The sequence below is a fragment of the Salimicrobium halophilum genome (genome assembly GCF_900100295.1).
Lineage (GTDB): Bacteria > Bacillota > Bacilli > Bacillales > Halobacillaceae > Salimicrobium > Salimicrobium halophilum.
In genome coordinates this window covers 121,628-135,627 of sequence record NZ_FNEV01000001.1, presented here as the reverse complement: position 1 = coordinate 135,627, position 14,000 = coordinate 121,628, and the positions used below count along the sequence as shown (strand labels likewise).

The 14,000-nt window shown below is 45.7% G+C and carries 16 protein-coding genes; all 16 read right to left on the bottom strand.

What is annotated here, in order from left to right:
* Positions 1-12: 12 nt before the first annotated feature.
* On the bottom strand, positions 13-1,140 hold the full coding sequence (gene rpoD, locus BLQ44_RS00715; protein ID WP_093190823.1) for an RNA polymerase sigma factor RpoD: 1,128 nt from the start codon (positions 1,138-1,140) through the stop codon (positions 13-15).
* A 30-nt stretch (positions 1,141-1,170) separates the two neighbouring features.
* A complete protein-coding gene (dnaG, locus tag BLQ44_RS00710) occupies positions 1,171-2,988 on the bottom strand; it encodes a DNA primase (RefSeq protein WP_322787509.1) in 1,818 nt (605 codons plus the stop codon).
* Between the two features lie 23 nt (positions 2,989-3,011).
* Positions 3,012-3,398, bottom strand: coding sequence for a DUF188 domain-containing protein (locus BLQ44_RS00705; RefSeq protein ID WP_245688068.1), 387 nt, complete (start codon positions 3,396-3,398; stop codon positions 3,012-3,014).
* A 238-nt stretch (positions 3,399-3,636) separates the two neighbouring features.
* Positions 3,637-4,440 (bottom strand): pyruvate, water dikinase regulatory protein, encoded by an 804-nt coding sequence (locus BLQ44_RS00700; protein ID WP_093190818.1) that lies wholly within the window; start codon positions 4,438-4,440, stop codon positions 3,637-3,639.
* Between the two features lie 26 nt (positions 4,441-4,466).
* A complete protein-coding gene (locus BLQ44_RS00695; protein ID WP_093190815.1) occupies positions 4,467-5,096 on the bottom strand; it encodes a helix-turn-helix transcriptional regulator in 630 nt (209 codons plus the stop codon).
* Positions 5,097-5,182: 86 nt separating this feature from the next.
* Positions 5,183-7,264, bottom strand: coding sequence for a glycine--tRNA ligase subunit beta (gene glyS / locus BLQ44_RS00690; RefSeq protein ID WP_093190813.1), 2,082 nt, complete (start codon positions 7,262-7,264; stop codon positions 5,183-5,185).
* Entirely contained in the window at positions 7,257-8,144 is an 888-nt protein-coding gene (gene glyQ, locus BLQ44_RS00685) for a glycine--tRNA ligase subunit alpha (protein WP_093190810.1), read from the bottom strand. Before glyQ ends, glyS begins: the two co-directional genes overlap by 8 nt.
* Before the next feature lie 287 nt (positions 8,145-8,431).
* The gene (recO, locus tag BLQ44_RS00680; RefSeq protein WP_093191989.1) at positions 8,432-9,175 is read right to left on the bottom strand and encodes a DNA repair protein RecO; all 744 of its coding nucleotides are present in this window, start codon (positions 9,173-9,175) and stop codon (positions 8,432-8,434) included.
* Between the two features lie 21 nt (positions 9,176-9,196).
* Positions 9,197-9,298 (bottom strand): YqzL family protein, encoded by a 102-nt coding sequence (locus tag BLQ44_RS00675; protein WP_143004672.1) that lies wholly within the window; start codon positions 9,296-9,298, stop codon positions 9,197-9,199.
* A gap of 94 nt (positions 9,299-9,392) precedes the next feature.
* The gene (gene era, locus BLQ44_RS00670; protein ID WP_093190805.1) at positions 9,393-10,295 is read right to left on the bottom strand and encodes a GTPase Era; all 903 of its coding nucleotides are present in this window, start codon (positions 10,293-10,295) and stop codon (positions 9,393-9,395) included.
* A 16-nt stretch (positions 10,296-10,311) separates the two neighbouring features.
* Complete coding sequence (locus BLQ44_RS00665) at positions 10,312-10,680, bottom strand: diacylglycerol kinase family protein (protein ID WP_093190802.1); 369 nt, start codon at positions 10,678-10,680, stop codon at positions 10,312-10,314.
* Positions 10,655-11,125 (bottom strand): rRNA maturation RNase YbeY, encoded by a 471-nt coding sequence (gene ybeY / locus BLQ44_RS00660; RefSeq protein WP_093190800.1) that lies wholly within the window; start codon positions 11,123-11,125, stop codon positions 10,655-10,657. The genes BLQ44_RS00665 and ybeY overlap by 26 nt, the downstream gene beginning before the upstream one ends.
* A gap of 13 nt (positions 11,126-11,138) precedes the next feature.
* Positions 11,139-12,098: a PhoH family protein gene (locus BLQ44_RS00655; RefSeq protein ID WP_093190797.1), complete on the bottom strand. Its 960-nt coding sequence runs from the start codon at positions 12,096-12,098 to the stop codon at positions 11,139-11,141.
* A 2-nt stretch (positions 12,099-12,100) separates the two neighbouring features.
* Positions 12,101-13,216 carry a sporulation protein YqfD gene (locus tag BLQ44_RS00650; protein WP_093190793.1) on the bottom strand — a complete coding sequence of 372 codons (1,116 nt, stop codon included), beginning with the start codon at positions 13,214-13,216 and terminating at the stop codon, positions 12,101-12,103.
* Positions 13,217-13,225: 9 nt separating this feature from the next.
* The gene (locus BLQ44_RS00645; RefSeq protein WP_093190790.1) at positions 13,226-13,489 is read right to left on the bottom strand and encodes a YabP/YqfC family sporulation protein; all 264 of its coding nucleotides are present in this window, start codon (positions 13,487-13,489) and stop codon (positions 13,226-13,228) included.
* A gap of 71 nt (positions 13,490-13,560) precedes the next feature.
* Positions 13,561-13,995: a hypothetical protein gene (locus tag BLQ44_RS00640; protein ID WP_093190788.1), complete on the bottom strand. Its 435-nt coding sequence runs from the start codon at positions 13,993-13,995 to the stop codon at positions 13,561-13,563.
* Between the last annotated feature and the right edge of the window lie 5 nt (positions 13,996-14,000).

Sequence of the window (14,000 nt, the reverse complement as noted above, 5' to 3'; positions counted from 1 at the left end):
ATAAATTCTCTTTTATTCCATGAAGTCCTTGAGACGCTTGCTGCGGCTCGGATGTCTTAATTTACGGAGTGCTTTCGCTTCGATCTGACGAATTCTTTCACGTGTTACTCCGAAAACTTTCCCTACTTCTTCCAGTGTACGGGTCCTACCATCATCCAGCCCGAATCTCAGTCGTAATACGTTCTCCTCGCGATCTGTGAGCGTATCGAGTACGTCTTCGAGCTGTTCCTTCAATAATTCATAAGCGGCGTGGTCGGAAGGAGAAGTGGCCTCCTGGTCTTCGATGAAATCACCGAGATGAGAATCGTCCTCTTCCCCGATCGGTGTCTCAAGAGAAACAGGTTCCTGGGCAATCTTCAGAATTTCCCGTACTTTATCCGGAGTAAGCTCCATTTCTTCCGCAATCTCTTCCGGTGTCGGCTCTCTGCCGAAATCCTGAAGAAGTTGACGCTGGACACGGATCAGTTTGTTGATGGTTTCCACCATGTGTACAGGAATACGGATCGTTCTGGCCTGGTCGGCAATAGCTCTCGTAATCGCCTGGCGAATCCACCACGTGGCGTACGTACTGAATTTGAACCCTTTCCGGTAATCAAATTTCTCAACCGCTTTGATCAGACCCATGTTCCCTTCCTGAATAAGGTCGAGAAATAGCATCCCTCTTCCTACATAACGCTTGGCAATGCTGACAACCAGTCGTAAATTCGCTTCTGCAAGCTCTCTTTTCGCAAACTCATCCCCTTCTTCGATGCGATGAGCCAGGCTGATTTCATCATCAGCGGATAGAAGGTTCACTCTTCCGATTTCCTTCAGATACATACGGACCGGGTCATTGATTTTCACTCCGGGCGGTACACTCAAATCATTGAGGTCGAATTCTTCTTCCTTATTCAACTGCTGCATGCTCGGATCCCGTTCGGAATCACCGATGACCTCGACTCCCTGTTCATTCAGTTTTTCATAAAATTCATCCATTTGATCCGAATCGAGCTCAAAATTGGATAGTTTTTCCGCTACCTCTTCGTATGCGAGAACTCCACGTTTTTTTCCGATTTCCAACACTTGTTCTTTCGCCTGGTCCAGTGTCAGTTCGTTTTCATTTTCTTTCGTACGTGCTGGCTTTTGATTGTTTTCAGCCATAAGTTCCCCTCCTTCCAACTTATCTGCAATTTAGTTTCTGCTTTTCCATTCCTGATTGTTCTTCAACAGCTGCATAGCTAGTTCAGCTGCGCGAATAGGGTCCTGTTTCTCTACTTCTTTCATTTCTTTCCTCAGTTCATTCACATTCTGCTTCTTCCACTGCTCCGTCTGCACCTGGTATATATAGTCTTCGATCTCTTTCTCAGGAACCTCCGGTGTCAGCGAAATAGCTGCAATATCTGCGACCAGATCTTTAAGCCTATTCTCTTCAAACGTTTCGATGAACTCACTTATGTCCATCGTTTCGTTCTCTTCATAATAAGCATAAAGATGCGTAGCTATGATCTGATGAGTTTCAATGTTGAAAGAAGCGGAGATGTTCTCTTTTACGATGTCTGCTATATATGGCTCTCTCATCATATAAGCGATCAGTTTCCGCTCAGCATTATGAAAAGCAGGAAGTGGTTTGTTTGGAGAAGTCTGTGATTCACTCCTCTTAGTATATCGCTGCTGAGACTGATTATCCCCCAAGTCTTTCTGCTTCGGGCGCCATTTAGCCATCTCTTCCTTCAGAGTCTCGAGAGACAAGGAAAACTCATTTGCGATTTCCTGTAAATAGTATTCCCTCTCGACAGCCCTGTCTAACTTAGCGACCTCACGTATTACTGTTTCGATATAGTCGAAGCGATCTCCTTCTGATTGAAGATTGTATCGGCTTCTGTAATACCTCATCAGGTAGCCTACAAAAGGTTCACTGGTGTCGAGAACCTCTTTTTTGAACCTGTCGCCACCTTCAGCTTTTATGAACTCATCCGGGTCCTGTCGGTTAGGAACCCTCGCGATATATACTTGAATGCCTGCTTTCTGAAGCTCTTTCGCTGTTTTCACAGACGCTTCGATGCCAGGCTCATCCCCGTCATAGCAAATGATAACCTTCTCTGCGTAACGGTTCATCAGCTGAGCCTGCGCAGGTGTCACTGACGTTCCCATTGTGGCAATGGAGCCTTTGATTCCGCCTTCGTATGCTGAGATTACATCAGCATACCCTTCAAGCAATACAATCGTATTCTGCTTTCGAATATAACCACGGGCCAAATCAAAATTATACAACAGTTTTCCTTTGTGGAAAACGGAAGTTTCGGGACTATTTAAATATTTCGGCTGCCCATCTCCTAAAGAACGTCCGGCAAAAGCCACTGTTTTGCCTAAGTGGTTCCGAAGCGGAAAAATGATCCGACCCCTGAAACGATCGAGATATTCTCCGTTCTCCGTACTCGACAACAACCCTGCCTTCACCATTTCCTGAGGGTGATACCCCTTCTTTTCAAGGAAGGTAGCTACCACCCCCGGCCTGTCAGGGGCATATCCCAATTGAAAGGTGTCGATCGCTTCTCTTGTAAACCCTCTTTCCGTCAAATAATGAAGGGCTTCTTTACCTTCGGCTGTATTCACCAGCAAGTGATGGTAAAGCTTCGATAACCACTGGTGCGCTTCCAGCATGCGTTGGGTTCCGTCATCATTACCAGCCTCACTGGACTGATTGTTTTCGGGAAGAGAGATATTATTTTTAGAAGCTAGTGCTTCGACAGCCTGAATAAATGTCCAGCTTTCTTTCTCCATAAGAAAAGTGAATACATTCCCGCCTTTGCCACAGCCGAAACAATGGAAAATCTGCTTCTCCGGTGAAACGGAAAAAGACGGTGTACTCTCCCCGTGGAATGGACATAAACCGAAATAGTTCCTCCCCTGTTTCTTCAATTCTACGTGTTCACCAACTACGTCTACGATGTCCGATTGTTTTCGGACTTCTTCAACGATTTCTTCCGGAATGTGTCCCGGCATATCCATCACCAGCACTCTTTTGAATTGTTTTAAGAAATAGATTCTTCCAGCAGAGACGAGAATTCCTTTTTGAAAAGTTGCCGGTCTTCTTTCGTGAGTGCAGAAGGTCCTTTCCCGTACTTTCCCTGCCTTTTCTCTTTCATTCTTATATACTTCGAATGCATGATCGACTCTATTTCATAGCTTTTAATCAGTTTACCTCTCGGTGTCAGAACATAAACCCCTCTCTCCAAAAGTAAAGAGGCAAGAGATAAGTCCTGAGTGATAGCTATATCAGCTTCTGATGCGCGATTCAGGATATAGAGATCGACGGCATCCTGTCCCTTTTCAACAAATGTCCATTCCTCTCCATGAAATGGAGTGTAGTGATCATAACTAGCGATGAACCGGACATTCACAGGTTTTCTTTCAGTCATGTTTTTGATTTCTTCTTTTACTGGGCAGCTATCCGCATCGACCCATATGGTAGTCGCATTTTTTGACATAATTCTAATTTCTACAGATTCTGAAGAATTCCTGCTTTCTTTCGAATGTTTTATTTTTCTGATAAATAGGGACGTTTCCACAACAGTCTATTGTATAGGATTGAGGAGGAAAACGCCATTCTTTTGTTTCTCCCCCTGAAAAAGCCGCGCTTTTATGAGCGCGACTTCCTTATTTGCTGTTGAATGTCTGGATGATCATATTCGCTGTTTCTTCCACCGCTTTATGAGAAACGTCGATTACTTCACATCCGATTTCGTCGACGATGTTTTCAAAATACGAAATCTCCTGCCTGATTCTTTCGAGATTCGCATAGCTGGCTTCATCTCCAAGACCAAGGGCTTTCAGACGTTCTTTTCTGATGTCATTCAATTTTTCAGGAGTTATTTTCAAACCGATACACCGCCGTTTATCCACTTCAAAAAGCTCTTTGGGCGGCTTGACCTCAGGTACGATCGGCACGTTGGCCACTTTCAACCTTTTGTGTGCCAGATACTGGGAAAGAGGGGTTTTGGATGTTCGCGAAACACCGATAAGAACAATATCCGCTTTCTTGATTCCTCTCGGATCACGACCGTCATCGTAGCGTACGGCGAATTCAATAGCCTCGACACGTTTGAAATAGTCTTCATCCAACTTATGCACGAGCCCCGCTTCGAGCCTTGGTGTCGTATTGAAATGCCTTTGCATCGAATCCATCATCGGCCCCATGATATCCACACATTCTACACCTTCCTCCGAGGCTCTATCCGTCAAATATTTCCTCAATTCAGGAGAAACTAAGGTGAAGCCGATCAGAGCATCATTCTCCTTGGCTTGTGACAAGGTTTCTTCAATCGTTCCCGTATCTTCGATGTACGGAATTCTCTGGACGTCGAAAGGTCCATCATTGAATTGACTCAAAGCCGCTTTCACAACCAACTCAGCCGTTTCCCCGACAGAATCCGACATAATATATACGAACGGTTTAACCACGCTATCTCCTCCCCGTCTTTATCTGCTTATACATGTTCATCCCGTCCCAATTCAACGAGAGCCTTGGCGATATTGGTCTTCGTAAGTCTGCCTACAACCTCTACGCCATCTTCTTTCTCTTCCACAACAGGCAATCCGTCAATTTGACGTTCGATCAAAGTCTGTGCCGCATCGAGAAGTAAATCATCAGCAGAACAATAGGCGATATTCGGCATACGGGTCATAATGATGTGGACCGGTACCGATGATAGATCCTGATTTCCTATACTTGCTCGAAGAAGATCCTTTCTGGAGAGCAGACCAACAAGCTTCGAATGCTGATCCGTCACAAAAATCGTGCCTACGTCTTCTAAAAACATATTTATAATCGCGTCATACGCAGATACATTTTCATCAACGACTATGGGGACAGACTGAAAATCCCCCACTTTGAATTTCTTCAGTTTCTCGGTGAGTAATTCCGAGCCGGTCTTTCCGGTAAAGAAGTAACCGACCCTCGGTCTTGCATCAAGGTAACCGGCCATCGTTAAAATTGCCAGATCCGGGCGCAGGGTAGCTCTTGTAAGATCGAGCTGCTCTGCTATCTTTTCACCGGTGATCGGTCCCTGTTCCTTAACGATTTCAATGATAAACTCTTGTCGTTTGGACAGTTCCATTCTTTCACCACCCTTACCCCTAACTATGACATACTATTCTTTATTATTATATATGATTTTCATCCGAAAGGAAATGAAGGGCGGTCTCAGTTGTGTTGCTTCCACTGCACCGCGTGGAAGTCAGCAAAAACATAAAGGGTATCAGCGATGCTTTTCAGTAATGCTAAACGATTCGCCCTCACTTCACTGTCTTCTGTCATTACCATGATATTATCGAAGAATTCGTGAATAGGCGCAGCTAACAAGGTAAGTGTTTCCAGCGCTTTTTCCACCTGTGCCGTCGCCAGATAATTACGGAATTCCTTTTCCATATCCAGGTGCACATCATGAAGTCTGGTCTCTTCCTCTTTTTCAAAAAGAGAAGAATCGACGGTGGAGGATTCGGCTTTCCCGGCCATGTTTAGTACCCGGCCGAAGGATTCATGGACCTCACGAAAGTCACTGTCGTTACGTTTCTTGGATAAAAGGATAGCCTTTTGTCTCGTTACAGGGTAATGGCCCACTCCGGAAACGAGTACGGCTTCAACAATATCACTCTCTACGTCTTCTTTTCTCAACAAATAAGCAGCTCTTGCATCGAAGAAGTCGTGAATATCCGCTCTCCGTTGTTCTTCTGAAACGGTTCCGAGACCTTTCTGCTTATAGTAATCGATCACCAGGTCGAGAAGTGACGTCACGTCGATTTCCCAATCGTGCTCTCCGACGATTTGCAGGATTCCTAATGCTTGTCTTCTGAGGCCATAGGGATCCTGAGAACCAGATGGCAGGTTCCCGATAGCGATGGTGCCGACGATTGTGTCCAGTTTATCTGCAACGCTTAAGATCGAGCCCACTTTCGTTTCAGGAGAAGCACTGCCCGCCTGCTTAGGCATATATTGCTCACGCATGGCAGCTGCTACTGCATCACTCTCTCCGAAGATTTTCGCATACTTTTCTCCCATGATTCCCTGGAGATTCGTAAACTCATCGACCATCTGGGTCACCAGGTCGAATTTGGAGATGTGTGCCGCTCTTTCTACATGTTCTCTCTCCTCAGCAGAAACGGACAGTTCATCACTCAATAACAAAGCGATATCCTCTACCCTGGCCACTTTGTCCGCAAGTGTACCGAGATCTTCCTGATAAACAATAGTCTGCAGTTTCTCGAGTCTCGCTTCGATGGAAACCTTCTGATCTTCCTCGTAGAAGAACTGAGCGTCTGAGAGTCTCGCTCTCAATACTTTTTCATTTCCTCTGGCTACATTACGGAGATGCTGATCGTCTCCGTTTCTCACCCCGACAAAGTAAGGAAGGAGAGCATCGCCCTGATGTACAGGGAAATACCTCTGATGTTCTTTCATGGAGGTAATCAAAGCTTCATCAGGCACCTTGAGGAAAGATTCATCAAACGAGCCGCTGAACACCGTCGGGTACTCGACAAGGTCGGTGACTTCCATCAGTAATTCTTCGTCCTCGTGAATGTCCCAGCCTTTGGATTGCTGAAAGTCCACGAGCTGCTGCTTGATATCTTCCATACGTTTCGATCGGTCTACCATGACATATTGGCCCTTAAGAGCTGACTCATACGTCCCTGCATGACTAAGGATGATTTCTTCTCCAAGGAAACGATGTCCTTTCGTCCCAGCACCCGTTTCTACTCCCTCGATTTCAAACGGAATGACTGCCTCTTCAAACAGAGCCACGAGCCAGCGGATAGGTCTCACATACTTCAAGGATCGATTTCCCCAACGCATGTTTTTAGGAAACGTAAGCGACAGAATCACATCTTTGAATTCTTGTAGAATCGCTTCAGTGGAAACGCCCTCTATATATTTATCGACATGGACATACTCTACCCCTTTGATCTCTTCAAAGTATATATCATCGACGTTTTTTCCCTGACCTTTGGTGAAACCGATTGCCGCTTTCGACCATTCACCATCTTCTGTAAGGGCGATATGCTTCGCAGGACCTTTCGCTTTTTCTTCTATATCCGGCTGCTTCTCCGGTAAGCCATCAATCAATACGGCAAGTCGTCGAGGGGTAGAAAACACGGTCAATTGCTCAGACGGCAATCTGTTCTTCTGAAGCCACGCTGCCGTTTTCTCTTCAAGCTGCTTTTCTGCGTCATCAATGAACCGAGCCGGCAGTTCTTCCAGCCCGATTTCAAAAAGTGCCTGTTTATTCATGAGATGATTCCTCCTCTTCCAGCATAGGAAAACCTAGCTCTTCCCGTTTTTCTACGTAGGTCTTGGCGATTTTTCTCGCGAGTTTCCTCACTCTTCCGATATAACCGGTACGTTCCGTTACAGAAATCACACCCTTTGCATCAAGTAAATTGAACGTGTGAGAACACTTAAGAACATAATCGTATGCCGGGAAGACAAGGTCTTTCTCCATCAGTTTCTCAGCTTCTTTTTCATAAGTGGTGAACAAATCAAAAAGCATCTGTTCATCGGATTCTTCGAACGTATAGACCGAATGTTCATACTCAGGTTGAGAGAAGATATCTCCGACAGTCACCCCATTCGTCCATTCCAGGTCGAACACGTTTTCTTTATCCTGGATATAAGAAGCCAGACGTTCAATACCATACGTGATCTCAGCAGAAACAGGCTTCGCCTCCAGACCTCCGATTTGCTGGAAGTATGTAAATTGGGTGATTTCCATTCCGTCCAGCCACACTTCCCATCCAAGACCAGCAGCTCCGAGGGTCGGGTTCTCCCAATTGTCTTCGACAAAACGGATATCGTGCTGTTTCGGATCGATCCCCAAAGCTTTCAGCGATTCTAAATAAATTTCCTGGATATTATCCGGAGAAGGCTTCATGATGACCTGGAATTGATGGTGCTGATAGAGTCTGTTCGGGTTTTCTCCGTATCTTCCGTCAGCCGGTCTGCGTGAAGGTTCTACATAAGCCACATTCCAGGGCTCCGGTCCGAGACTTCTGAGCAGCGTCATCGGAGACATCGTCCCCGCTCCTTTTTCTGTATCATATGCCTGCATGAGGATACAGCCCTGATCCGACCAATGTTTCTGAAGTGTTAAAATCATCGTTTGTATATCCATACGATTTCCCTCCTGTTATCTCGTAGTAAAGGACGCAATAAGCAAAAAAATCCCGTCCCTATGTCGCAATGACATAGGGACGGGATTTCCGCGGTTCCACCCTACTTGCCAATACCATTCAGCATTGACCACTTTCCTGGAATTGCTCAGGAGTGCCTTCCCCGGGAGAAACCATCTGTCTCACACCAACACAGACTCGCTTGGGATTTCTATTCATCCGGGTACTACTTTCCTTCCACGCAACGTATATTGATATATGAAAGCATACCTAATGACCGTTTCCTTTGTCAATAAAACCGGTCCAATTGCTTCAAAAACTTACGCGATTTCAAGAAATATCCACCGTATTGCTCATAATACTGATCCAGCAGCTGGCGTAACTTTTCTTTGTTCTCTTTCTTCATAGAGACGTTCCCCAGCCGTTTCACATCCATTTCTGCAAGGAGTGGCAATAATTTACCAAACCTTTCTGAAAGAGGGTAAGCGGAAGAATCCAGATATTTGCAACGCCCACATAGATAGCCGCCTTCTCTCACGGAAAAAGCGAAAGGGCCTTCTTCTCTGCCGCAGTTGATGCACCGGGACAATACGGGGGCAAATCCGGCTTTCCGATAAATCTTCAACTCGAAGATCATAGTGACAATATCGGGGTCACGACCTTCATCGATATAAGTGATCGTTGTAAGTAATTGTTCAAATAAAAAGGGATCCGGTTCTCTTTCCTCGAGGAGCTTATCAGCAAGTTCACACGCAAAAGAGCTGTAGCCGGCTTTTACGATATCTTCCCGAACCGAACGAAAAGAATCGATGACTTCTCCTTGAGACATCGACCCCATTCCTTTGCCTATATAAATCAGATAATTACCGTAAATGAAAGGCTGAGTAACAGAGCTCATTCTGCTCTTAGGTTTCTTCGCTCCGCGGGCAATAACGCTGATTTTCCCTTTTTCCCTCGTCCAAAGCGTAATGATCTTGTGTGTTTCCCCGTAATCACTTGTTCTTATGACAACTCCCTCTACCTTTTCTAACAAAACAGCCACCTGCTTTTTTTCCTACTGGTCTTCTTCATCTGTCGATTCTTCAAGCTCTTTCATCAATAAGTAGGTCTCAATGTTTCCTGTATGCCTAAACACATTCCAAGAGATGTCCTGCACAGAAAACCGCCTCCTTTTCTTCAGTTGATTAGTACGAGCTTACATACTTAGCGTTTGTTTAAATCGATGTTTCATGAGTAATAATATTTTCCATCTAATACTCATCGTCCCGATAACCGAAGTCATTCAAATCGATGGCACGGTTCCGCCAGTCTTTCTGCACTTTTACCCATAGCTCCAAGTATACTTTGCTGCCTAAGAGCGACTCGATATCCTTCCTGGCTCTAGTGCCGACTTCCTTCAGCATACTCCCTTGTTTGCCGATGATGATCCCTTTTTGAGACTTCCTTTCGACAATAATCGCAGCCTGCACATGAATCGATCCATCCTCCTGCTCTTCCATACCTTCGATCACAACAGCAATCGAATGTGGTATCTCTTCGCGAGTCAAATGAAGCACTTTCTCCCGGATGAATTCACTGATGACAAACCGCTCAGGGTGATCCGTAATATGGTCGTCCGGATAGTATTGCGGACCTTCTTCGAGTTGTCCTTTGATGACGTCTAGAAGGTGAGTAACGTTATTCCCTTCGAGGGCGGAAATAGGAATGATCTCAGCGAATTCCATTAATTCCTTGTACTGTTCTATAAGCGTCATCAGGTCATCCGGATGCACACGGTCGATCTTATTGATGATCAGGTAAACCGGCTGATCCGTCTGCTTCAGGCGATCGATGATGAATTGATCGCCTCTGCCGTATCCTTGCTCTGCATCGATCATGAACAGAACGATATCCACTTCATTGAACGATTGTTCCGCAGCATGCACCATGTAATTGCCGAGCTTGTGCTTCGGCTTATGGATTCCCGGGGTGTCGATGAAGACGATCTGGCTCTCTTCATCGGTGTACACCCCCTGGATTTTGTTTCTCGTCGTTTGGGCTTTGTCACTCATGATAGCGATCTTCTCTCCGATCACCCGGTTCATGAATGTTGACTTTCCGACGTTCGGCCGCCCGACTATAGCCGCGAACCCGGACTTGAAAATTTCTGACATGTACGTTCCTCCAGCGTTATAATTTTGGTACAAATATGACAATAGCGATCAGGACTGCAAAAATGGCAGCGATCAGTACAGCTCCGGCAGCTGCATCTTTGATGACTTTCACCCTGTCATGGTAGGCAGGGTGGATAAAATCCATCACACGCTCCACGACAGAATTCATCACTTCAAGCGAAGTTACCAGGGCAATCGTCAGAAAAAGGATGGCCCATTCCATAGCAGAAACAGAAAAATAAACCCCTGAAAGCACTACCATTACGGACGCACCGAGATGAATTTTGAGGTTTCTTTCTTTCCGGATCATCTCGATCAACCCGGAAATAGCGAAGCGGAAGCCGATCCACTTCTTTCCTTTAGGATCTTTCGAGGCCGAACTCATGTAAAATATCCTCTTGCCTTTGGAACATCTCTTTTTCTTCTTTTTCTTCCATATGGTCGTACCCGAGCAGATGCAACAGGCTATGCAAAGCCAGGAACGAAAATTCGCGTTCGAGGGAGTGGTTATACTCTCCGGCCTGCTCCTCTGCTTTATCGACGGATATCACGATATCCCCGAGCATCCGCGGCAATTCCTCATCATGTATATCCAATTCTTCTTCTCCGGGCTCCTCCATAGGAAACGATAACACGTCCGTCGGTTTATCTTTTTGGCGATAATTTCTGTTCAATTCCTGAATCTGCGTGTTATTCACAAACGTGACGGAAATTTCCGTATCACCGATCACACCCTCTTTTTCTGCTGCGAAAGCTAATACTCGCTGTATCAGATCTACAAAAGCTTCATCAATCGAGTTCGTCTCATCATGAAAATCAATTTTAAGCATACATACCCCTCCGTTACTCGTTCTGCTCATAGGCATCAATGATTCGCTGTACAAGCGGGTGCCTTACGACATCTGTCTCATCCAAGTGGATAAAGGAACTTCCTTTCACATTCGAAAGCTTCTGTTCAGCCACTTTCAGTCCGGAGGTGACTCCTTTAGGCAAATCGACCTGAGTGATATCACCCGTGATGATCATCTTGGAACCGAAGCCGAGTCTCGTCAAGAACATTTTCATCTGCTCCGGCGTTGTATTCTGTGCCTCATCGAGCAATGCGAATGCATCATCGAGCGTACGGCCTCTCATGTAAGCGAGAGGAGCGATTTCAATGGTTCCTCTCTCGATAAGTCTGGCTGTATGCTCCGTACCGAACACGTCGTGAAGTGAATCATAAAGGGGACGTAAGTAAGGATCCACTTTCTCCTTCAGATCCCCCGGTAGAAACCCGAGACTTTCTCCCGCTTCGACAGCCGGACGGGTCAACACGATCCTTTTTACATCTCCGTTTTTCAGGGCATTGACCGCCATAACGACTGCAAGGTACGTCTTCCCTGTCCCTGCAGGACCGATACCGAATGTAAGGTCATTCCTTTTGATCGCGTTGATATAATCTCTCTGACCAAGCGTCTTCACCCGGATAGGCTTCCCTTTGGCATTCCTCGTTATTTCATCTTCGTATAGAGCTTCAAACTGATTGATTTTACCTTTCTTGGCAAGCTCTACGGCATACACAACGTCCCTCTCTGTTATCGAGAGTCCTCGTCGAATGAGGGCCAGAAGAGAGGCTATGACACCCTCTACAATGGAAACGTGTTCCGGGAGGCCCGATACATTCACTTTTTCTCCTCGTGAGACGATGGTGACATTCAACTGTTCCTCCATCTGCCTCAGATTTTTATCCTCTGTCCCGAACAAAGTCAAAGCTTCCTGCGGATTATCTAAATGTACATCTATCGTCTGTAAACCTTCCTGCATACTCAATCTCCTTGGTTGATGTATTTCGTTTTCGCGATATTTTCATGAACTTGATATAGTAGGATTAATTTTACTTTACCACTGTCTGTATACTGGTGCAAAACTTTTTCGTCCTTAATGACGGCTCCCTTCTCCAGTTGCGAAAGAAGATGGTTTTTGCCGATTGTGAGAGCCTTATCCTTCATCTCCAGTCTATTATCGTCTGTCTGTAGAAAGGTCCGTTTTTTATAGGTGACCGGGAATTCATATCCCCATAATCGAAAAGAGTGCTCTCTTTCTTCCCATTCACCTTTTGCCTCCGTAAAAAACCCCCAGATAGGAATTCTCCAATTTCCGATGGAAAGGAAATGTTTCACCGTTTCTTCATCGTTCTCCGCTAGTGTCCATTCTTCTTGTCGTTCTCCCATTTCTACCGAGTACCAGGTTTCAGCCGTCACCTCCCCGGAGGCTTTCACATAGGTATCTTCATTCATTTTTCCGCTTACGAGAACCTGTCCTTCTTTCACGAATTGATTCGCTTCTACAACTGGTCGACCTTCCCGGATAATCATACGTACCACCGTCCCTTCCTCCCCGGCGACTAAATCGGCCGGATTCTCATCCCTCGTATCGACGGGAGGGTCCGCCTCTGAGGCCTGGATATATAGGGCTGTACCTTTTTTGGCTATGGTCAGCCATATCAGCTCGGGATTTTCTTTCAGCAACCGACTTTCAAGTTCACTGAAGCTTGTATCGAGAAAAGTCGTTCCTCCCACGTAGTATCCGCTTTTCTTCAAATCCTCCCGGACATTGAACTCTCCTTCCTCTGACAATCCTTTGATATCTATCGCCCAAATCGTGTTCGAAAGCAGAAAAAGAACGGCGATCATCGTCATGAAGGAAAGCAGGACATAGTTGTTCGTGACCTCTTCTCCAGCAGGGCGTATCCGACGTTCTACGATAATTCTGCACTTGTATCGTCTTCGTTTGCTCCTCATCTTCCGGAATGTCTTCAAAGACATCGATGCATACCATTCTCCGTCCTCGACATAAAAGGAATGAATGGTATGCCCTTCTGAAAGAACGCTGTTGATCAGACGTTCTTTTCCTTCACCAGTAATTTTTACAACTACATACATGGTATCGCCTCACTCATACGAGACAGTTATTATTTGTCCCGACACCGAAATTTCTGATTGACGCATGATGGTAATCTGCAAATCCTTTCCTTTGATGACCAGGTGCCCATTCTTCACCCCTAACGTAATTTGATCGGTGGTATACCCCTCTAACGACCTGTAATTCTCTATTTTCAACGAACGGCTGCCTGTCATCTCCACTTTCTCCACATTCCCTATGACTTCTTCAGGTAATTGAAACGTGTGCTTCATCCAGTAGGTGAACCGTGACATATAGCGGACACCCCTTTCCTTCTATGTATACGAAAAGAACCCGATTTGTATCACTACAAATCGGGTTCCTCTTACCTTCTCCTGAATGTCCGGTGAGGTTTTTTAGCCCGTGGCGGGCCTAAAATTTCGCTCATGATCACACCATCTCTGAGACGTTTCTTCGTCCATTGTTCCTCAAGAAATGGATGGACTTTCATCGTTTCATTTTCCCGCTTTTCGACCACGAGTTCTCCGTGGTCAAGAATCGCGTCATGTTCTCTCGATGAAGACTTTTCGACTTGAATCGTATCCCCCTGAACTTCTTCCTCCTGATGATTCTTCATTCGGTTATACTGTTCTTCCAGGGTGGACGTCATCTTTGGTGTCTCTTCCGAAGAGGAAGAAGGGGGTGGTGTTTCTTCTGCCCGACTCCCCTCCTGGGCATTGCGGAACAGCGCAAAGAGCCCGTAAAGAACGGCACCGATAACGAAAATGTTCGAAAAAATCGCTGAGATGAAATCCTGCATCCTTC